The organism is Streptomyces sp. NPDC093089 (genome assembly GCF_044754405.1).
Classification (GTDB): Bacteria; Actinomycetota; Actinomycetes; order Streptomycetales; family Streptomycetaceae; genus Streptomyces.
This window is the reverse complement of the sequence record NZ_JBIVPA010000015.1, coordinates 197,331-214,951: the sequence shown is the minus strand read 5'-3', so window position 1 is coordinate 214,951 and position 17,621 is coordinate 197,331. Positions and strand designations below refer to the sequence as shown.

The 17,621-nt window shown below is 74.1% G+C and carries 17 protein-coding genes; 12 read left to right on the top strand and 5 right to left on the bottom strand.

The window, feature by feature from the left end; genetic code table 11:
• The first annotated feature begins 91 nt into the window (after nucleotides 1-91).
• The 5 genes from ACIQFX_RS31525 to ACIQFX_RS31505 all read left to right on the top strand — a co-directional run bounded on the left by ACIQFX_RS31525 (nucleotide 92) and on the right by ACIQFX_RS31505 (nucleotide 5,347).
• On the top strand, nucleotides 92-1,744 hold the full coding sequence (locus ACIQFX_RS31525; RefSeq protein WP_402470263.1) for an ABC transporter substrate-binding protein: 1,653 nt from the start codon (nucleotides 92-94) through the stop codon (nucleotides 1,742-1,744).
• A 205-nt stretch (nucleotides 1,745-1,949) separates the two neighbouring features.
• Nucleotides 1,950-2,204, top strand: coding sequence for an SHOCT domain-containing protein (locus ACIQFX_RS31520; RefSeq protein ID WP_402470262.1), 255 nt, complete (start codon nucleotides 1,950-1,952; stop codon nucleotides 2,202-2,204).
• Nucleotides 2,205-2,306: 102 nt separating this feature from the next.
• Nucleotides 2,307-4,403: a SpoIIE family protein phosphatase gene (locus ACIQFX_RS31515; RefSeq protein WP_402470260.1), complete on the top strand. Its 2,097-nt coding sequence runs from the start codon at nucleotides 2,307-2,309 to the stop codon at nucleotides 4,401-4,403.
• A 121-nt stretch (nucleotides 4,404-4,524) separates the two neighbouring features.
• A complete protein-coding gene (locus ACIQFX_RS31510) occupies nucleotides 4,525-4,998 on the top strand; it encodes a DUF6325 family protein (protein WP_402470259.1) in 474 nt (157 codons plus the stop codon).
• Nucleotides 4,999-5,056: 58 nt separating this feature from the next.
• Nucleotides 5,057-5,347, top strand: coding sequence for an SHOCT domain-containing protein (locus ACIQFX_RS31505; RefSeq protein WP_402470258.1), 291 nt, complete (start codon nucleotides 5,057-5,059; stop codon nucleotides 5,345-5,347).
• Nucleotides 5,348-5,404: 57 nt separating this feature from the next.
• Here the strand turns inward: ACIQFX_RS31505 and ACIQFX_RS31500 are convergent, their stop codons facing one another.
• Nucleotides 5,405-6,262, bottom strand: coding sequence for a universal stress protein (locus ACIQFX_RS31500; protein ID WP_402470256.1), 858 nt, complete (start codon nucleotides 6,260-6,262; stop codon nucleotides 5,405-5,407).
• On the bottom strand, nucleotides 6,259-6,939 hold the full coding sequence (locus ACIQFX_RS31495; protein ID WP_402470255.1) for a CBS domain-containing protein: 681 nt from the start codon (nucleotides 6,937-6,939) through the stop codon (nucleotides 6,259-6,261). The genes ACIQFX_RS31500 and ACIQFX_RS31495 overlap by 4 nt, the downstream gene beginning before the upstream one ends.
• Nucleotides 6,940-7,243: 304 nt before the next feature.
• Here ACIQFX_RS31495 and ACIQFX_RS31490 point away from each other — a divergent pair, with 304 nt between their 5' ends.
• The 5 genes from ACIQFX_RS31490 (at nucleotide 7,244) to ACIQFX_RS31470 (ending at nucleotide 10,846) form a co-directional block, all read left to right on the top strand.
• On the top strand, nucleotides 7,244-8,149 hold the full coding sequence (locus ACIQFX_RS31490; protein ID WP_402470253.1) for a universal stress protein: 906 nt from the start codon (nucleotides 7,244-7,246) through the stop codon (nucleotides 8,147-8,149).
• The gene (locus ACIQFX_RS31485) at nucleotides 8,146-9,060 is read left to right on the top strand and encodes a universal stress protein (RefSeq protein ID WP_402470252.1); all 915 of its coding nucleotides are present in this window, start codon (nucleotides 8,146-8,148) and stop codon (nucleotides 9,058-9,060) included. The genes ACIQFX_RS31490 and ACIQFX_RS31485 overlap by 4 nt, the downstream gene beginning before the upstream one ends.
• A 187-nt stretch (nucleotides 9,061-9,247) precedes the next feature.
• A complete protein-coding gene (locus ACIQFX_RS31480) occupies nucleotides 9,248-9,700 on the top strand; it encodes an Hsp20/alpha crystallin family protein (protein WP_402470251.1) in 453 nt (150 codons plus the stop codon).
• Nucleotides 9,697-10,200, top strand: coding sequence for a flavodoxin domain-containing protein (locus ACIQFX_RS31475; protein WP_402470250.1), 504 nt, complete (start codon nucleotides 9,697-9,699; stop codon nucleotides 10,198-10,200). Before ACIQFX_RS31480 ends, ACIQFX_RS31475 begins: the two co-directional genes overlap by 4 nt.
• Nucleotides 10,201-10,249: 49 nt before the next feature.
• Nucleotides 10,250-10,846: a hypothetical protein gene (locus ACIQFX_RS31470; RefSeq protein ID WP_402470248.1), complete on the top strand. Its 597-nt coding sequence runs from the start codon at nucleotides 10,250-10,252 to the stop codon at nucleotides 10,844-10,846.
• Between the two features lie 100 nt (nucleotides 10,847-10,946).
• On the opposite strand, the gene ACIQFX_RS31465 is transcribed toward ACIQFX_RS31470, so the two are convergent.
• The 3 genes from ACIQFX_RS31465 to ACIQFX_RS31455 form a co-directional block, all read right to left on the bottom strand.
• The gene (locus ACIQFX_RS31465) at nucleotides 10,947-11,627 is read right to left on the bottom strand and encodes a DUF4389 domain-containing protein (RefSeq protein ID WP_402470247.1); all 681 of its coding nucleotides are present in this window, start codon (nucleotides 11,625-11,627) and stop codon (nucleotides 10,947-10,949) included.
• A gap of 58 nt (nucleotides 11,628-11,685) precedes the next feature.
• Nucleotides 11,686-12,600, bottom strand: coding sequence for a potassium channel family protein (locus ACIQFX_RS31460; RefSeq protein ID WP_402470245.1), 915 nt, complete (start codon nucleotides 12,598-12,600; stop codon nucleotides 11,686-11,688).
• A gap of 223 nt (nucleotides 12,601-12,823) precedes the next feature.
• Complete coding sequence (locus ACIQFX_RS31455; RefSeq protein WP_402470243.1) at nucleotides 12,824-13,474, bottom strand: CBS domain-containing protein; 651 nt, start codon at nucleotides 13,472-13,474, stop codon at nucleotides 12,824-12,826.
• Between the two features lie 506 nt (nucleotides 13,475-13,980).
• Here ACIQFX_RS31455 and ACIQFX_RS31450 point away from each other — a divergent pair.
• Nucleotides 13,981-14,754 carry an HAD family hydrolase gene (locus ACIQFX_RS31450; RefSeq protein WP_402470241.1) on the top strand — a complete coding sequence of 258 codons (774 nt, stop codon included), beginning with the start codon at nucleotides 13,981-13,983 and terminating at the stop codon, nucleotides 14,752-14,754.
• Between the two features lie 117 nt (nucleotides 14,755-14,871).
• Entirely contained in the window at nucleotides 14,872-17,550 is a 2,679-nt protein-coding gene (locus tag ACIQFX_RS31445) for a glycoside hydrolase family 65 protein (protein ID WP_402470239.1), read from the top strand.
• The last annotated feature ends 71 nt before the right edge of the window (nucleotides 17,551-17,621 follow it).

Sequence of the window (17,621 nt, the reverse complement as noted above, 5' to 3'; positions counted from 1 at the left end):
ACCGCCGAGCCGACGAGCGGGCGCGCGTGCCGCGCCACCGGACGCACGAGCCTTCCCCACCATCCGCACGACGAGAGGCGCTGAAAACCCCGTGGCACTGAACGCGCAGGCACGAGGCATCGTGAACCCGTCGGACCACCGGGGCGGGACCCTCAGGTACGTCCGCACCGACGACTTCGACTCGCTCGACCCCGCCGACACGTACTACGCGTACACCTGGAACTTCATCCGGCTCATCGGGCGCCCCCTCGTCGGCTACACGACCGACGGAGCGGGCGACCCGCAGCTCGTACCGGACCTGGCGGAGGCGCTCGGCCAGGCGACCGAGGACTCCCGCACCTGGACCTACCGGCTGCGCGAGGGAATCCGGTTCGAGGACGGCACGCCCGTCACGTCCGAGGACGTCAAGTACGCGGTGCTGCGGGCCGCCTACCCCGAAGCGGTCTACGGCAGGCCGGTCACGCGCGGCGGGCCGGCCTACTTCCGCCAGTACCTCACCGGCCCGGAGGGGATCGAGACCCCGGACGAGCGCACCCTCGTCTTCCGGCTGAGCGAGCCCTTCGCCGCCTTCGACTACCTCGCCGCGCTGCCCACCACCATCGCGGTGCCGCGCGGGCGCGACACCTTTCCCGAGTACCACCGCCACCCGGTGTCCTCGGGCCCGTACCGCATCGACACGTACACGCCGGGCGACCTGCTCACCCTCGACCGCAACCCGCACTGGCGGGCCGACACCGATCCCGTACGCACGGCCCTGCCGGACCGGATCACCGTCCGGCTCGGTGTGAGCGGTCCGGAGGTCGACCGCATCCTGCTCGACGGGGAGGCGGACATCGACCTCGCCGGCGTCGGCGTGCAGCCCGAGACCCAGGAACTGCTCCTGGCCGACCCGGAGCTGCGGCAGCGGGTGGACAACCCGCGGACGGGGTTCGTGTGGCTCTACTGCCTCAACCGGAACGTCGGCCCGCTGACCAGCGTGCACGCCCGGCGCGCCGTGCAGTACGCCACCGACAAGAAGGCCATGCTCGCCGCCTACGGGGGCGACCCGGCGGGCGAGATCGCCACCACCCTGCTGCCCGCGTCCGTGGTGGGACACGACCCCTTCGACCGCTACCCGGTCGGACCCGAGGGCACGGGGGACCTGGAGGCGGCCCGCCGCGAGCTGGCCCGGGCCGGCCTCCCGGACGGCTTCACCACCAGGATCGCCGCCCGGGAGGACCGCACCAAGGAGTGGAACGCCGCCCTCGCCCTGTCCCGCGGACTGGCGCGCGTCGGCATCCGGGCCGAAGTGGTGCCGTTCGCCTCCGGTGACTACTTCACCAAGGCGGTCGGCGTCCCCGCGTACGTGCGGCAGCACGACATCGGGATCGTGATGTTCGGCTGGGCCGCCGACTTCCCCGACGGCTACGGCTTCCTCCAGCAGATCGCCGACTCGCGGGCGATCAAGGAGACCGGCAACCAGAACCTCGGAGAGCTGGCCTCCCCCCAGATCGACGCCCTCCTCGACACCGGGGCCGCGACGCGCGACGACAAGGAGCGCGCCCGGATCTGGGCCACCGTGGACCGCGCCGCCATGGACGAGGCCGTCATGTGCCCCTACATGTACGTCAAGTCGGTCGTCTTCAGGGGACCGCGGGCCGCGAACATCACGATGTCCCCGGCCTACGGCATGTACGACTACGCCCTCCTGTCGGTCCTGGACGAGGACGCGCAGCCGGGAGGTGAGGACCCGGCCGCCTCGTGAGGCCCGAAGGGCGCCGCCGACGGGGCCACTCGTCCCCATCGGCACCCGACAGGACCCCGTGAGCCGTACCCGACAGGACCCTCGTCAGAGGCCGGTCGGCCCCGTGCGCCGCGACCGGACCGGAGACACCGTGGGGGTGTCCGGCCCGACCGGGAGCAGGGACGCTCCGTGCCTGCGGGTCCGGCCGCCGGGAGAGTGAGTGGCCATGATGTTCTGGTACGGCAACGGCATGAACGGATGGGGCTGGTTCGCCATGTCGGCGGGCATGGTCCTGTTCTGGGGCCTCCTCATCACCGCCGTCGTGTTGGTCTTCCGCGCCCTGGACCGCGCCGCCGGGCCGCCCGCCCGCCGGGCGTCCGCGGTGCCCGAGCAGATCCTCGGCGAGCGGCTGGCCCGCGGCGAGATCGACGAGGCGGAGTACCGCAGGCGCCTGGAAGCGCTGCGGAGCGGGGAGCCGTAGGAGCCCGCACCTCCGGTCCGCGCGACGAACCGGGGGTGCGCGCCCATACTGGGGAGGACGGCGGCCGTCCAGGGGTGCGTACGGACCAGAATCGCGGTGGCGATGGAGCAGGTGCCCTTCGACGAAGTGACCACCAGCGCGGCCCGGGACGCGGGCGGCTGGCTGGGGGCCCTGCCGGTCGCCGTGGTGGCCACCGGCGCGGACGGGGCGATCGTCCGCTGGGACAACGCGGCGGAGGCCCTGCTCGGTTACACCCCGCACGAGGTGCTCGGCCGGCACATCGCCGACCTGCTGCACCCGGGCGCGGACCGTGGCCTCGGCCGGTCGCTGTGGGAGGGCGCGGCCACCGGGCGCGGGGTGATGGGCACGGTCACCGCCTGGCACCGCGAGGGACGACCGCTGGACCTGGAGATCTGGGCGTGCCCGGTGCCGGCCCGGCACCGGGGCGGGACGACGGTGCTGGTGTTCGCGGCGGAGGCGGAGGCCGCACGACGGATCCGCGGCTCGTCGGCGGTGTGGGACGGACTGTTCTCCCGCTCGCCGGTCGGCATCGCGGTGCTGGACACCCAGCTGCGCTTCCTGCGCGTGAACCCGGCACTGGAGGCGATGAACGGCCTTTCGCAGGCCGCCCACATCGGACGCCGCCTGGTCGAGATCCTCCCCGGCGTCAACGCCGCGGACATGGAGCGTGCGATGCGCCGGGCCCTGGACGAGGGACGGCCCGTCCTGGACTCCCGCCGTACGGGCCGCACACCGGCCGACCCCGACCACGACCACGTGTGGTCGGGGTCGTACGTCCGGCTCGAGGACTCCGACGGACGCCCGATCGGGCTGGTCGCCACCCTGATCGACATCACCGCCAAGGAGCGGGCGCAGCTCGAAGCCGAGGAGAGCCGGCGCCAACTCGCCCTGGTGAACGAGGCCACGCTGAAGATCGGCACCAGCCTGGACCTGGAACGCACCGCGCAGGAGCTCGCCGACGTCGCCGTGCCCGACCTCGCGGACGCCGTCACCGTCGACGTCCTGGAGAGCCTGGCCGCCGACGGAGAGCTCGGCGCGGGCCTGGTGGGCGGCGCCGTACTGCGCCGGCTGGCCAAAGCCCCGCTGACGGGATCACCCGTCACGGCCGCCCTCGCCCCACTGGGGCGCACGCTCGACTTCCCCGCCAACGCGCCCTACACCCGGGCACTCGGCGAGCGCCGCCCCTATGTCGTGCCCGAGTTCGACGCGCGGTCCATCGCGCCGGCGGCCGGACACTCCACCCGGCCCGCCGAGGTGCTCGAGCTGGGAGTGCACTCGTTCATGATGGCCCCGCTGCTCGCCCGCGGCGTGGTGCTCGGCCTGGCCACGTTCTACCGGACCCGCCCCATCGGCCCCTTCACCAAGGACGAGGTCGACCTCGCCGGCGAACTGGCGGCCCGTGCCGCCGTCTGCGTGGACAACGCACGCCTGTACCGCCGTGAACACGACACGGCCGCCGTGCTCCAGCGCAGCATGCTGCCCCAGCACATCACCCCACCCCCGGGCATCGAGGTCGCCCACCGCTACCTGCCCGCCAGCGACGTCAACGAGGTCGGCGGCGACTGGTACGACGTCATCGCGCTGGAGGACGGCAGGGCCGTCCTCGTCATCGGCGACGTGATGGGGCACGGCACCGCGGCCGCCGCCGTGATGGGACGCCTGTCCGCCAGCGTCAGGGCCCTCGCGCGCCTCGACCTCGCCCCCGAGGACCTGCTGTACCAGCTGGAGGCCGCCCTGCGCGACCTCGCCGAGCCGATGATCGCCACCTTCCTGTCCGTGATGGTCGACCCGGCCACCGGCCACTGCCGCATCACCCGCGCGGGCCATCCGCCGCCGGTGGCCGTCCTCCCCGACGGCTCCGTGCGCCTGCTCGACGTACCGCCCGGGCTGCCGCTGGGCGTCGGCGGTGAGGCCTTCACGACCACCGAGGTCACCCTGCCCCGCGGCAGCCTCCTCGTCCTGTACACCGACGGCCTCGTCGAGTCCCGGAACAGCGACATCGACGCCCGCCTCACCGAACTGACCGATCTGCTCGCCGAACCCGGCCCGTCCCTGTCCGCCCTGTGCGACCGCCTGCTCACCCACCTCGTACCCGCGTCCGCGGACGACGACATCGCCCTCCTCGTCGCCCGCCTCGCTCCCGCGGCCGGAGCGGGACGGGACGGCCGCCGGCCGTGAATGTGCGGAGGGCTCCGACCGGTGCTGCAATGGGATCAGGACTGGCCCCGGTCACGTCCGCCGATACGCGGCGGGTACGGGGTCTGGCTCCGTCATGTCCTCGCAACGGTGTGGAGCGGTGATGAGCGACGAAATCCAGGACGACGAAATCCAGGACATGGGACCGGTCGACTATCTGGTCATCGAGTTCCCCGGCAACCGGATGACGGGCAAGGGACTGCCCCTCCTGGTCGACCTGGTCGACCGGGGCATCGTCCGCGTCCTCGACTTCACGTTCGTCCGGAAGGACACCGACGGCAGCGTCATCGCCGTCGAGGTGCGTGACCTCGACGGGGACGGCGAGCTGGACCTGTCCGTGTTCGAGGGTTCCGCGTCCGGACTCCTCGGCCAGGACGACCTCGACGAGGCAGGCGCGGCCCTCGAACCGGGCAACTCGGCCGCCATCCTCATCTACGAGAACCTCTGGGCCGCCCCCCTCGCGCGCGAACTGCGACGCGGCGGCGCGCAGCTCGTGGCCGGCGGACGCATCCCCGTGCAGGCGCTCCTCGCCTCGCTGGAGGCCTTGGAGGCCGAGGGCGGCAGCGCCGCCGCCTGACGCCCGGGGGCGACCGCGGAAACCGATCCACTCGAATCAACGGCCAAGGAGCAATGACATGCCAGGACTTCTTCGCGGTGTGGCGCGCACGGCAGTGGTGGCCGGGACGGCGACCGCCGTCTCCAACAGGGTCTCGCGCCGCCAGAGGGGCCGCTGGGCCCAGCAGGAGGAACCGGCCCCGACCCAGCAGTACGCCCCGCCGCCCGCCCAGGCGCCCGCGCCCGCCGCGCCGGCCCCCGACATGAGCAGCAAGATCGAGCAGCTCAAGGAACTCGGACAGCTGAAGGACCAAGGCGTCCTGACGGAAGAGGAGTTCGCGGCGCAGAAGAGCAAGATCCTCGGCTCCTGACCGAGGTCCTGTTCCTGACCGAGGCCCGTCCGGAAAGTCCTGCCCGGCCCCGCGACGTCACTCGTGGGGGACGACGGCGACCGGCGCGCGGCTGTGGTGCAGCACCGCATGGGCCACGCTGCCGATGTGGGCGCCCAGGGCCGCGGGCCGGGTGCGACGGCCGACCACCACGAGGGACGCGTCGCCGGAGGCCTCCACCAGCACCTGGCCGGCCGAGCCGACCACCACGCGGTGGACGGCCGCCACCTCGGGGTACTTCGCCCGCCACGGCGCCAGGGAGTCGTCGAGCGAACGCTCCAGCTCGGGTACGACGGCGAGCCGGACGTCCGGCACCATCGCGGGTCCGAGGCCTGCGAAGGCGCCGAGCTGCAACGCGAACACCACGTGCACGCGCGCGTCGCGCCGAGCGGCCTCGTCGAAGGCGAACTCCAGGATCGGGTCGGCGGACTGCCGCACGTCGACCCCCACCGTCACCGGCCCCCGCGGCGCGGTCGTGCCGTGCGCCCGGACGAGCACGACGGGCCGGTCGACCGCGCCGGCGACCGTCAGACCGGTCGAGCCGAGCAGATAGCCCGCCACGCTCCCGAGCGCCCGCGAACCCAGCACCAGCAGCTCGGCCTCCCCGCCCGCGGCGACCAGGGCCGGGACGGGACCGGAGGAGACCGCCAGCCGGGTGGTGACCGGGAGGCCGGGGTACCGCGCGCGGAGCTCCGCCGCCGTACGGACGAGCAGGTCCTCGGCCCACGACTCGTCGGGCTCCCGGGACACGAACGGCAGCAGCAGCTCGGGCGAGGGCTCCTTCACGTGCACCAGGTGCACCCCGGTGCCGCGCAGCACGGCCTCGTCCGCCGCCCACTCGGCGGCGGCGCGCGCCTGCTCCGTACCGTCCACGCCGACCACGATTCCCTGCGTCATGATCGTCCACCTCCCGGTGAGCCGTCGTCGTTCCCGTACGCGAGCCGGGTGCGGGAGACCGAGACGACCCCGTCGACGGTCGCGCACATGCGCTCGACCGCCGGGATCACGCCCCGGTACGGCACGCTCCCGCCGAGCTCCACCCGGCCGTCCCGCACCTCGACCACCAGGTTGGCGGCATCGAGGCCGAGGGCACCGGCGAGCACGTCCTCGACGATCTCCCGACGGATGTCGTCGTCCGCCCGGAGGAAGACGCCCAGCAGGTCGCGGCGACTGACGATGCCGACCAGGCGGTCCCCGTCGTCGACGACGACGAGGCGCTTCACGCCCTGCACCTCCATCAGACGCGCCGCCTCCACCGCGGTCCACTCGGGACGCGCGCACACCGGCGGCGCCGACATCAGCTCCTCGGCGCGCGTGCCCTCGGCCTTCGCCCGCTCCCACGCCCCGAGCCCCGGCACGGCCGGCAGGTCTCCCGGGGCGGCGGCCCGGTCCGCGGTCTTCCGCAGCAGGTCACCCTCCGACACCACCCCGATCACCCGGTTCCCCCCGTCCACCACCGGCACCGCCGTGACCCGGTGCAGCGACAGGATCCGCACGATCTCCTTGAAGGGCGCGTCGCCGCGGACACCCACCACCTCACGGGTCATCAGCTCGCCGATCCTGCGATGACGCATCACCCGCTCCTTCCGCGCGCTTCCTCGTCGACCACGGCCGGTCTCCGTCGCTCCCACCCTGCCCCGCCGACCTGCCCGACAGGAGTGCCGAACGGTCCCCTTCCGGGGCCGGTGGCCCCCAGACCCTGTCCGGAAAGTCCCGCCTGGCTCGCGGGGTGCCGTCCCGCCCGCACGCGGGGTGCCGGGCAGGGCGCGATCGGGGCCGAACGGCCCATCCCCATCGGCGCCTCCTCGGTGCCAGCGTGGGAAGTGCCGCTTCCGTGGCGTTGCTCCCGGCGCCCGGGCGTAGTCCGGAGGAGGAACCATGGACAGCGAGATTCCCGTCCGGCCGGGGCTCGGCGACGTCGTCGTGGGAGTCGACGGGTCCCCTTCCGCGCACACGGCCGCGCTCTGGGCCGCCATCGAGGCGGACCGCAGGGGCCGCACCCTGCGCCTCGTGCACGCCGCCGACACCGACCGGCGCGCCTACTGGACCGACGCCGAGACGATGCAGGCGGTGCGCGAGGCGGGCCGCGACCTGCTGAGCGGGACGGCCAGGGCCGTTCACGAGCGCTGTCCCGACCTTCCCGTCACGAAGGAGCTCAGCCGTCGCGAGGCGGTCTCGGGCCTCCGGGAGGCCGCCGGCGACCGGGGCACGATCGTGGTGGGAAGCCGCGGGCTCGGCGGCTTCTCCGCCCTCATGCTCGGCTCGGTGGGCCTCGGCGTCGCGGCCCGGGCCGAGGTGCCCGTGATCGTCGTACGCGGGGGAGACGAGCGGCCCGAGACCGGCTCGGTGACCGCGGCCGTGCACGACGCCACGGACCTCGACTGGCTCCAGCTGGCCGCCGCCGAGGCCGACGCCCGCAAGGCGGCCCTGCGCATCGTGAGCGTGTGGAACGTGCTCACCCACGTCGGCAGTGTCGCCACCATGCTCGACGACCTCGACGGGATCGCCCGTCGGCGCGTCCGCGAGGTGAAGACGCTCGCCGACCGGGTGCGCGCGCTCCACCCCCAGTTGATCGTCGGGCAGCACGTGGAGACGGGCACCAGCACCCCCGGCATCCTGATCGAGGCGAGCCGGCGCACCGACCTCCTCGTCATGGGCCGGAGCCGCCGACAGCTCGGGACGGGGCCCTCCCTGGGCCGCGTCGCCCACACCCTGATCCACCACGCCCACTGCCCGGTGGAGATCATCCCCTCGGGCTTCGCGACACGGGACGAGGGGCCATGAACGACGTCCTGGTCGGCATCGACCCCCGAGAACTCTCCGCCCCCGCACTCGTCTGGGCCGCCGACGCAGCCGTACGCAGAGGCGCCCGGCTGCGCCTGGTCGCCGCCGTTCCGCCGGTCCACGACCGGCTCCCGTACGGCCCGCCCGCCCGCCAGAGCTCCCTGCGCCTCCGGGCGGAGTCGGCCCTCGCCAACGCCGAGGACCTCGTGAGGGAACTGCACGACGGGCTGCGGACCGCGACGGAGCTCGTCGACGGGACCCCCGCCACCGTGCTGTGCGACAAGGCGCGGGGTGCCGCGCTCGCCGTGGTGGGCCCGCGACACCTCGGCAGGCTCGCCGAAGTCCTCTGCGAGAGCTCGGTGATCGTCCCGCTGGCGGCACGCGCCGACTGCCCGGTCGTCGTGACCCGACAGCCCGAGCACACGACCGTCCACCCGCCGCTGATCGTCGTCGGCGTGGACGGCAGCAGGGACTGCCGGGCCGCCGTCGCCTTCGCCGCAGCGGAGGCGAGCCTCCGGCGGGCGCGGCTCAGGGCGGTCCGGGTCCGGCCCCTCCGGCCCCGCGACGACGGGACCGAGGACCCGGCCGACGACGAGCGATTGCTCGCCGAATCGGTCGCCGGGTGCGCCGGGCACCACCCGGACGTCGACGTCGACAAGGCGGTGATGCGCGGGAACCCCGTCGAACAACTCACCCGGGCCTCCCTCGACGCCCTCGCGGTCGTCGTCGGACGCAGGGGCCGGGGCGGCCACTCCGGCACGCGGCTCGGCTCCACGGTGCACGGACTCCTGCACCACGCCGCCTGCCCCGTGATCGCCGTCCCCCTGCCCGGGACGGGAGAGGCGGACACCACCCCTTCCGGGGCCGAACGGTCCCGATCCCGCAAGGACCGACCGGCCCCGACGGCCTGACCCCCTCGGCACTGGGAGCGCCGAGGCCCGGGCGGCACAGTGGGAGTACGAGAACCACCGGCCCGGGCGGCGTGCTGGGAGTACGAGAACCACCCCGGACCGCCGCCCGGCCCCCGGAGCGGTGGCACGACGGAGCGGATCCGCGTCAGCCGCCCCGGCCCGGGACGCGCACACGAGGAGCAGAACGATGACCGGAGCCAAGGTGGGACGGAGGCACAGCCTCTTCCCCGACTTCAACGACTGGTTCAACCGCGAGTTCCCGGGACTGCCCGGATGGCGTCCCGGCACCGCCGCGCACTCCATCCCGGTGGAGGTGTCCAGCGGCGGCGGCACCTACGTGCTGCGCGCCGAACTGCCCGGGATGGACCCCGACGACGTCACCGTCACCATCGAGGACGACCTCGTCACCGTGAGCGCCGAACACCGCGAGAGCGAGGAGGACACGGATCACTCGGAGTTCCGCTACGGCTCCTTCCGGCGGACCGTACGCCTCCCGACTGCCGTCCCCGCCGAAGACGTCGACGCGTCCTACGCGGACGGCATCCTCACCGTCCGCGTCCCGATGCCCGAGGAGAGGACCCGGACCCGGCGGAGCGTCCCCGTCCGGCGAGCCGACGGCAAGGACGGAGCGCGGCCGTGAACACGAAACGCGTCCTGGTGGCCCACGGCGGCAAGCACGGCGCCACCGCCGGCATCGCCGACGAGATCGGCAGGACGCTCCGCGACGACGGATTCGACGCCGTCGTCCTGCCCGCCGACACCGTCACCGACGTCAGCGACTACGACGGGGTCGTCCTCGGCGGCGCCCTCTACGCCGGCCGCTGGGACGGCAAGGCCCGCCGATGCGCCCGCCGCAACGCCGACCAGCTCAGCCGGCGACCGGTCTGGCTCTTCAGCAGCGGGCCCCTCGACAGCTCCGCCGAACAGCACGACATCCCGCCCGTGCCCGGGGTCGCCCGCCGGATGAAGTCCCTCGGCGCGCGCGAGCACATCACCTTCGGCGGCGCCGTGACCGCCGAGACGTCCGGGCGCATCGCCCGCTCCATGGTCCGCCACGGCAAGGGCGGAGACTTCCGCGACCCCGCGCGCATCCGGGCCTGGGCCCATCACATCGGAAGCGAACTCGGCGCCGCGCCCTGACCGGCGCCGCCGCGACCACCTGCCGACCGTCTCACCCGGGAGGTACGGCATGAGGCACCAGGAGCAGTCGGACCCGGGGCCCACCGCGCCCGGAAGCGGGCGGCCCGCCGGGCGCACCGCTCTCACCCTCCTCCTGGCGGTCGCCCTGATCTGCGGGGCCGTCGCCGCCGGGATGCTGTGGAACGCCGGAAACCGGGCCGAGCGTGCGCTCGCCGTCCACCGGCACCAGGTGCAGGCGACCACGACGGGACGAGCCGAGGAACCGCCGGCCGCCACCCGGCAGGGCGTCACGACGAGCGCCGTCGCCCCCGCGGTCTGGGAGTACCCCGACGACGTCCGCAGGTCGGGAACCGTCCCCGTGCCACCCCGGACACCGCAGGGCCGCACCGTCGCCCTCTGGGTGGACGACCACGGCGCCCCCACCCGCCCACCGGGCGGCACCGCGAACCTCGCGCTGACGGCACTCGCGGGCGGCACGGCCACGGCGGCCGCCGCCGGGGCGGCGTGCGCGGGCGTGCGCACCCTCGTACGACGACGTGCCGAGGGCCGTCGGCTCGCGGTCTGGGAACGGGAGTGGGAACAGGTGGAACCCGTCTGGTCCGGACGGCTCCGAAGGGGCAGCGGCCCCGGGACCGGGGAGGAATGACCGCCCCGAGTCCTGACCGCCCCCGGTCAGCGCCCGCACGCGAGCGATGACCGCACGCGGGAACGACCGCCCACGAGGAACGCCCGCGCCGACAGCGCCGTCAGCGGGCGCCGTCCGGCTCCTCCCCGCCCTGGTCGAGCTCCTCCCCGCCCTGGTCGAGGCGGAACGGCGGGTAGGCGTCCGTCATGAGGCACGCGTACGCGGCGACCCGCAGGACCCAGCGGTTCAGGCCCACCACCAGGGCGAACAGGTCACGGGGATACCGCTCGGTGAAGGTCAGCGCGAAGCCCGCGATCACCGAGAGCAGGGCGATCAGGCCTCCTCCCCACCAGTCCGCACGCGCGCCGCCGGTGAAGAACGCGATGATCAGGTAGTGGGGGATGGCGAGCAGCCACCACTTGACCAGGACCAGCGAGCGGGAGAGCCGCTTCGGGTACGCGATGTCGAGTCGCGCCGGGTAGTCCGGTTCGGGCCCCAGGCTGAACGGCGGATAGCGGTCGGTGCCGAGGGCGCCGTACGCGTAGTACGACACGCGCCACGACCACCGCAGCACCCCCAGGTTGAAGTCGAACAGTCCCCGCGGGTAGCGCTCGGTGAACAGGACGGCGAAGAACGCGATCACCGTGACGACGAAGAAGGCGATCCAGAGGAAGACCAGCACGAACCAGTGCGGGATGACCAGGATCCACTTGACCAGCCAGAGCCAGCGGGACAGTGGGGAGTCGAGACGGGCGGTCACCGCCACCGGCGGGTAGGGGGCGCGCTGCGTGTCCATGGTCATCGTTCCTCTCTGTTCGTCACCTCTGCCGTCCTCGCCGTACGCGTTCTCCGCCCCCTTCTCAGGATCGCCCGCTGCCGTGGGCCCGGGGAGCACCGTCCGGTCCCGCGGGAGCGTGCCCGTGGTCGGCGGCGTAGGCCGCGAAGACGCGCTCGGGCGTTTCCCCGGTGCGCAGGAAGCGCTCGTCGAGCACCGTGGCGAGGTCGTCGAGGGCGGTGCGCAGCACCGCCGCGGACAGCCGGACGTCCGGGTGGCGCGCCGAGGCGGACCTGTCCGCCAGGTCGGTGGCGTAACCGAGCTGGACGGGCAGGGACGTGTTCGCGTCCCCGTCGTAGAAGTAGTACGACTCGGCGTACTGGAGGAAGTCGATCGTGATCGTCGACAGGGCCGAGGCGAGTCCGTCCAGGAGCGCCGCACCGCCGCCGGAGTCGATCGCCCGTGCGGTGGCAGGGCCGCGCCGCACGTGCGAGAGCCGCAGGGCGAGGGCCCTGCGGCGGGCCAGCGCCGGATAGATGCCGAGGATCCAGGCGACGGTGGCCGAGAGCAGGACGAAGCCCACCAGGGCCTCCAACGGCGCGAGGGCGCGCAACCAGCCCGAGGTCGGCGCGATGTCGCCCAGACCGAGCGTGGCGAGGGTGACCAGAGACAGGTAGAGGGCGTCGACGGGGCCCGCGTGCTCGGCGGGGTCGAGCCCCGGGGCGTACGAGAAGCCCTCCGGCATGTGGGGCCAGTAGACGAGGCCCCAGCCGACGGACACCGTGAGCGCCCACACGGCGACGACCGTCACCATGCCCAGCGGACCAGCCAGCCCCGCCGACCGCCACCGCGTGTCGCGCAGCGCCGAAAGACGCCACACCGTCCGCATCACCAGCCGGCTCAACCCGCCGTGACGCGTGGGATGCCACAGCGTGTGGAAGACGTCCCGGAGGACGAACAGGACCAGCAAGGCGCCCGCGAAGGTGGAGAGCCACGCCATTCCGGCTCCCTTCCGCACAGGGCACGGGCCTTCCGCCGCCACCGCCCACGGGCGGCCGACACGTCGCCGTCCACCGGGCCCCTGACGAGGGCGCCCCGGCGACTCGTACCGGCCGGTGGCCGTCACGGTCGTCACGACCGTCACGTCGTACGTGCTTCGAGCATGCGCGCCCGAGCGGACCTTCGCACGGGGGCCGCGAGCCGCCCGGGGCCGCGAGCCGTCGCTACCCGGCGGCGCCGGTGAGCCGGCACCGTACGTCCACCACGCCTTCGACGGCCTGCGCCAAGCGCGCCGCGAGCGGGATCAGCGAGCTGTCGCCGACCTCGCCGGTCAGCGTCACGACACCGGCCTCGACCCGGACGTCGACCCGGTGGCCGGAGAGCGGGAACAGGTGCTCCACGACGCTGCCGCGCACCTCCTCGGCGAGGTCGTCGTCCGGGCGGAGGAAGACCTTGAGCAGATCGGAGCGGCTGACGACGCCCTGGATGATCCCGTCGGCGTCGACGACCGGCAGCCGTTTGACGCGGCGCGCGGCCATCAGGCGGGCGGCCCGGGGCAGCGACGCGTCCGGGGCGACGGTGACGGCGGGCGAGGTCATCAGGTCCCGGGCCCGGCGGGAGCCGGCCTTGGCCGTGGCGTCGAGCCGCAGCAGCTGCTCGACCATGCCGAGGCGGTGGTCGTGGAACTCCTCCTTGGCGAGCAGGTCGGCCTCGGAGACCACGCCGACGACCCGACCCTCGCCCTCCACGACGGGAACGGCGGTCACCTTCCACCGCTCCATGGCGGCGACGATCTCCTTGAACCCCGCACCGCCCCGCACGGCGACGACCTTCCTGGTCATCACGTCCGCGACGGTGAACCGCTGCACGGTCATGACACGTTCCTCCTCCCGTGGCTGCGGGCCGGCGCCCCCGTGACGGGCCGCCGCGGGCGCGACCGGGGACCCCTGCCCCCGGTCAGCGGACCAGGGGCCTCACCGGGGCGGGGGACGACGGGCACCGGGCGGGGCAGCACGCCCGTCTCCCGCAGCCGGGCCAGTTCGTGCGTGGACGTCGCGGGCGAAGCGCTCCCGGTTGCGGCGCCGCAGGTTCGCGAAACCCTGGAAGAGACCGCAGTCGAGGAGGATCCGCGCATGGTCGCTCTCGACGAGGAACTTGCTTCCGGTGACCGTCCCCACGCCGCCCAGGAAGCCGAGCAGGGATGGCCGGGAAGCGTGGGCGCCGAGTTCGGGGCTGCCTCGGACATGGCCGGCCCTCCTTCGGAGTGCGGTACGCACTCCACCGTCGCACCCGAGGAAGCCGGGCCGCAGGGGACCGAGAGGACCCTTCTGAGGGCCGATCGGCTCATGCGGCGGGCGGCCCCGAGCGGTGGGCTGGGACCGTGAGCGGCCACACACCCTCCACCCGACCGCCGCGCGCCGTCGTCTTCGACACCGACGGCGTACTGCTCGACTCCGCCCGGGTCCACGCGGCGGCGTGGAAGAGCGCCTTCGACACCTTCCTGGCCGCGCGGACGAGCGGCGGCGACGAGCAGGCGCCCTTCGACGCCGACGCCGAGTACCGCCACCTCGTCGACGGAAGGTCCCGCTTCGACGGGGCCGCGGCCTTCCTGGCCGCCCGCGGCCTCACCCTTCCCGCGGGCACGCCCCGCGACCCACCGGGGGACGATACGGTCTGGGCCGTCGCCGCACGCAAGGAACGGGCGTTCCGCACCCTGGTCGGCGCCCAGGGAGTGCCGGTCTTCGCGGACACCGGCCCCGCGCTCGACGCCCTCCACGCGGCCCGGGTGCCCTGCGCCGCCGTATCGGCCTCCCGGCACGCCCGGACGCTGCTCAGGGCCTCCGGGCTCGCCGGACTCCTCACCGTGATCGTGGACGGCCGGGACGCCGCACGACTCGGCATCGCCGGAAAACCCGATCCCGCCCTCTTCCTGCGCGCGGCCGCCCTCCTCGGGAACGCTCCGGCCGACACCGCGGTGGTCGAGGACGCCCTCGCCGGCATCGAAGCCGCGCGGCGCGGGGGCTTCGGTCCGGTCGTCGGACTCGACCGCACCCCGGACCGGAGCATGACCGAACCGCTGCGCGACCGGGGAGCCGACCTCACGGTCACCGATCTGACGGCGCTGGTCCGGAGCGTGTGGGGCGAGCCCGTATGACGGACTCCCGGAAGGAGAGCGTGCGGGGTGAGTCTCCGTGAGGACCCCTGGAACGGGAGGGTGCGGGACGGGTTTGGGGGACGGCCCCCTGGAACGGGAGCGTGCGGGGGGAGTCCCGTGACGGACCACTGGGACGGGACTCATGGCGGCGGTGAGCCGGTCCGCCGGGACGGGACTCATGGCGGCGACGAGCCGGTCCGCCGGGACGGGACTCATGGCGGCGACGAGCCGGTCCGCCGGGACCGGACTCACGACCGTGACGAGCCGGATCGCTGGGGCTGGACCTACGACCGCTACGAGCCGGACCGCGAGCGGCTGGTCGAGGCACTCTGCACCCTCGGCAACGGCCGCTTCGCCACCCGGGGCTCCAGCCCCGAGTGCTCCGCCGATGCCGTCCACTACCCGGGCACCTACCTGGCCGGCTGCTACGACCGGCGCACCTCGCTCGTCGCCGGTGAGCGGGTCGAGAACGAGGACCTCGTCAACCTGCCCGACTGGACGCGGCTGCGCTACCGGTGCCGTCCGGACGACGGGCCGCCCGGAGACTGGCTGACACCCGACGCGAAGGAGTTGCGTCACTGCGACGTCCGGCTCGATCTGCGCGGGGGAGTGCTGACCCGGCACCTGCTCTTCCGGGACGACCGGGGCCGCGGACTGCGGGTGAGCCACCTGCGGATCGTGCACATGGGGGACGCCGGGCTCGCGGCCCAGTGCACGATGCTCCGCGCCTACGGCTGGAGCGGGACCGTCGAAGTGGAGTCCGTCCTCGACGGCGCGGTCGTGAACGCGGGAGTGGAGCGCTACCGGAACCTCGACGGACGGCACCTCACCGGCCACCGGTCCGGGTTCGAGAGGGGAGGGGTCGCCTGGCTCACCTGCCGCACCGCCGACCCGGGCCTCGGGATCGTCCTCGCCGTCCGCACGGTCACGCTCCCCGCGGGCACCGCACGCGAGGTCGCGACGAGGACCGGCACCGTCCAGACGTTCCGCCTCCCGATCGGTCACCGCCGCACGGTGACCGTCGTGAAGACCCTCGCCCTGCGCGCCTCGACGGACGGCCCCACCGGAGACCCTCTGCATGCCTCGACGGACGGCCCCACCGGAGACCCCCTGCATGCCTCGACGGACGGCCCCACCGGAGACCCCCTGCATGCCTCGACGGACGGCCCCACCGGAGACCCCCGGCGAGCCTCCACGGACCGGCCCACCGAAGACCCCCGCGAGGCGGCCTGCGGCGAGGCGGCCGGCGCTCCGGCCTTCCCCCGGCTGCTCTCCACCCACAAGGAAGCCTGGCGGAGGCTGTGGGGGCGGGGAGAGCTGCTCGTCCCGGGCGAGGCGGGCCGGATCCTGCGCCTGCACCTCTTCCACCTGCTCCAGACGCTCTCGCCGCACACGGCGGAACTCGACGTGGGAGTCCCCGCACGGGGCCTGCACGGTGAGGCGTACCGGGGCCACGTCTTCTGGGACGAACTGTTCGTCCTGCCCTACCTGGACCTCCACTTCCCCGAAGTGGCCCGGTCCCTGCTCATGTACCGGTACCGCCGACTGCCGGCGGCACGCGAGGCGGCGCGGCGGAGCGGTGGCGTCGGGGCCATGTACCCGTGGCAGAGCGCGAGTTCGGGCCGCGAGGAGACGCAGGAACTGCACCTCAATCCGCGCTCCGGCCGCTGGCTGCCCGACCACTCGCGACTCCAGCGGCACGTGGGCTCGGCCGTCGCGTACAACGTGTGGCGGTACGCGCACGCCACCGGCGACCGCGGATTCCTGTACTCCGCGGGTGCCGAGACGCTCCTGGAGATCGCCAGGTACTGGGCCGGGGCCGCCTCCTTCGACCCGTCGCTCCGGCGCTACCGGATCCGCGGGGTCGTCGGCCCCGACGAGTACCACGACGCGTACCCCGGCCGCGCGGCACCGGGCATCGACGACAACGCCTACACCAACGCGACCGCCGCCTGGGTGCTCGCCCGGGGGCTCGACCTGCTGGACGAACTGCCCGCCGCCCGGCGGTCGGAGCTGCGGGAGCGGCTGTCGCTCGACGACGCGGAACTCGACCGCTGGGAGGACGTGTCCCGCCGCGTGCACGTGCCGTTCCACCAGGGTGTGGTGAGCCAGTTCGAAGGCTACGGGGACCTCGCGGAGCTCGACTGGGAGGCGTACCGGGCCAGGTACGGCGACATCCGCAGACTCGACCGGATCCTGGAGGCCGAGGGCGACACCGTCAACCGCTACCAGGCGTCGAAGCAGGCCGACACCCTCATGCTCGGCTACCTGTTCCGACCCGACGAGCTGTACGGGCTCTTCGCCCGCCTGGGCCACCGGCTCGACGACGAGGTGTGGCGCGCGACCGTCTCGTACTACCTGCGGCGCACCAGCCACGGTTCGACGCTCAGCAGCCTCGTCCACGGCTGGGTGCTCGCCCGGCAGCAGGGCGCCGACGCCTGGCGGTACTGCGAGGAGGCGCTCCTCGCCGACGTGGCCGACGTCCAGGGAGGCACGACCGGAGAGGGCATCCACCTCGGGGCGATGGCGGGCACCGTCGACCTGGTCGAGCGCGGCATCACCGGCCTCGAAGCGGGACCGGAGGGGCTGCGGATCGCCCCGGTGGCGCTCAGGGAGCTTCCGCGGTTCGCCTTCACCCTCTGCGCCGGCGGCCATCGGGGCGTCCACGTCCGGGTGCTCCCCGGGCGACTGGCCGTACGGGTCCCGGCCTCGGCGAGGGGCCCCCTCACCGTGCTGCTCCCCGATGGGCGGCGGCCCGCCGTGGCCCCGGGGGAGGTGCGCTGGTTCCGGCTGTGACCGCTGGTCCCGGCTGCGGCGGGGTCGTGCGGGGCGGCGTCGTGGAGGGGCCGTACGAGGAGGCGTCGTGG

Coding starts and splice junctions, on each gene's coding strand:
- ACIQFX_RS31520 (WP_402470262.1), top strand. CDS start 1,950: ATGATGTTCTGGTACGGCAACGGCATGAACGGATGGGGCTGGTTCGCC.
- ACIQFX_RS31515 (WP_402470260.1), top strand. CDS start 2,307: ATGGAGCAGGTGCCCTTCGACGAAGTGACCACCAGCGCGGCCCGGGAC.
- ACIQFX_RS31510 (WP_402470259.1), top strand. CDS start 4,525: ATGAGCGACGAAATCCAGGACGACGAAATCCAGGACATGGGACCGGTC.
- ACIQFX_RS31505 (WP_402470258.1), top strand. CDS start 5,057: ATGCCAGGACTTCTTCGCGGTGTGGCGCGCACGGCAGTGGTGGCCGGG.
- ACIQFX_RS31500 (WP_402470256.1), bottom strand. CDS start 6,262: ATGACGCAGGGAATCGTGGTCGGCGTGGACGGTACGGAGCAGGCGCGC.
- ACIQFX_RS31495 (WP_402470255.1), bottom strand. CDS start 6,939: ATGCGTCATCGCAGGATCGGCGAGCTGATGACCCGTGAGGTGGTGGGT.
- ACIQFX_RS31490 (WP_402470253.1), top strand. CDS start 7,244: ATGGACAGCGAGATTCCCGTCCGGCCGGGGCTCGGCGACGTCGTCGTG.
- ACIQFX_RS31485 (WP_402470252.1), top strand. CDS start 8,146: ATGAACGACGTCCTGGTCGGCATCGACCCCCGAGAACTCTCCGCCCCC.
- ACIQFX_RS31480 (WP_402470251.1), top strand. CDS start 9,248: ATGACCGGAGCCAAGGTGGGACGGAGGCACAGCCTCTTCCCCGACTTC.
- ACIQFX_RS31470 (WP_402470248.1), top strand. CDS start 10,250: ATGAGGCACCAGGAGCAGTCGGACCCGGGGCCCACCGCGCCCGGAAGC.
- ACIQFX_RS31465 (WP_402470247.1), bottom strand. CDS start 11,627: ATGACCATGGACACGCAGCGCGCCCCCTACCCGCCGGTGGCGGTGACC.
- ACIQFX_RS31460 (WP_402470245.1), bottom strand. CDS start 12,600: ATGGCGTGGCTCTCCACCTTCGCGGGCGCCTTGCTGGTCCTGTTCGTC.
- ACIQFX_RS31455 (WP_402470243.1), bottom strand. CDS start 13,474: ATGACCGTGCAGCGGTTCACCGTCGCGGACGTGATGACCAGGAAGGTC.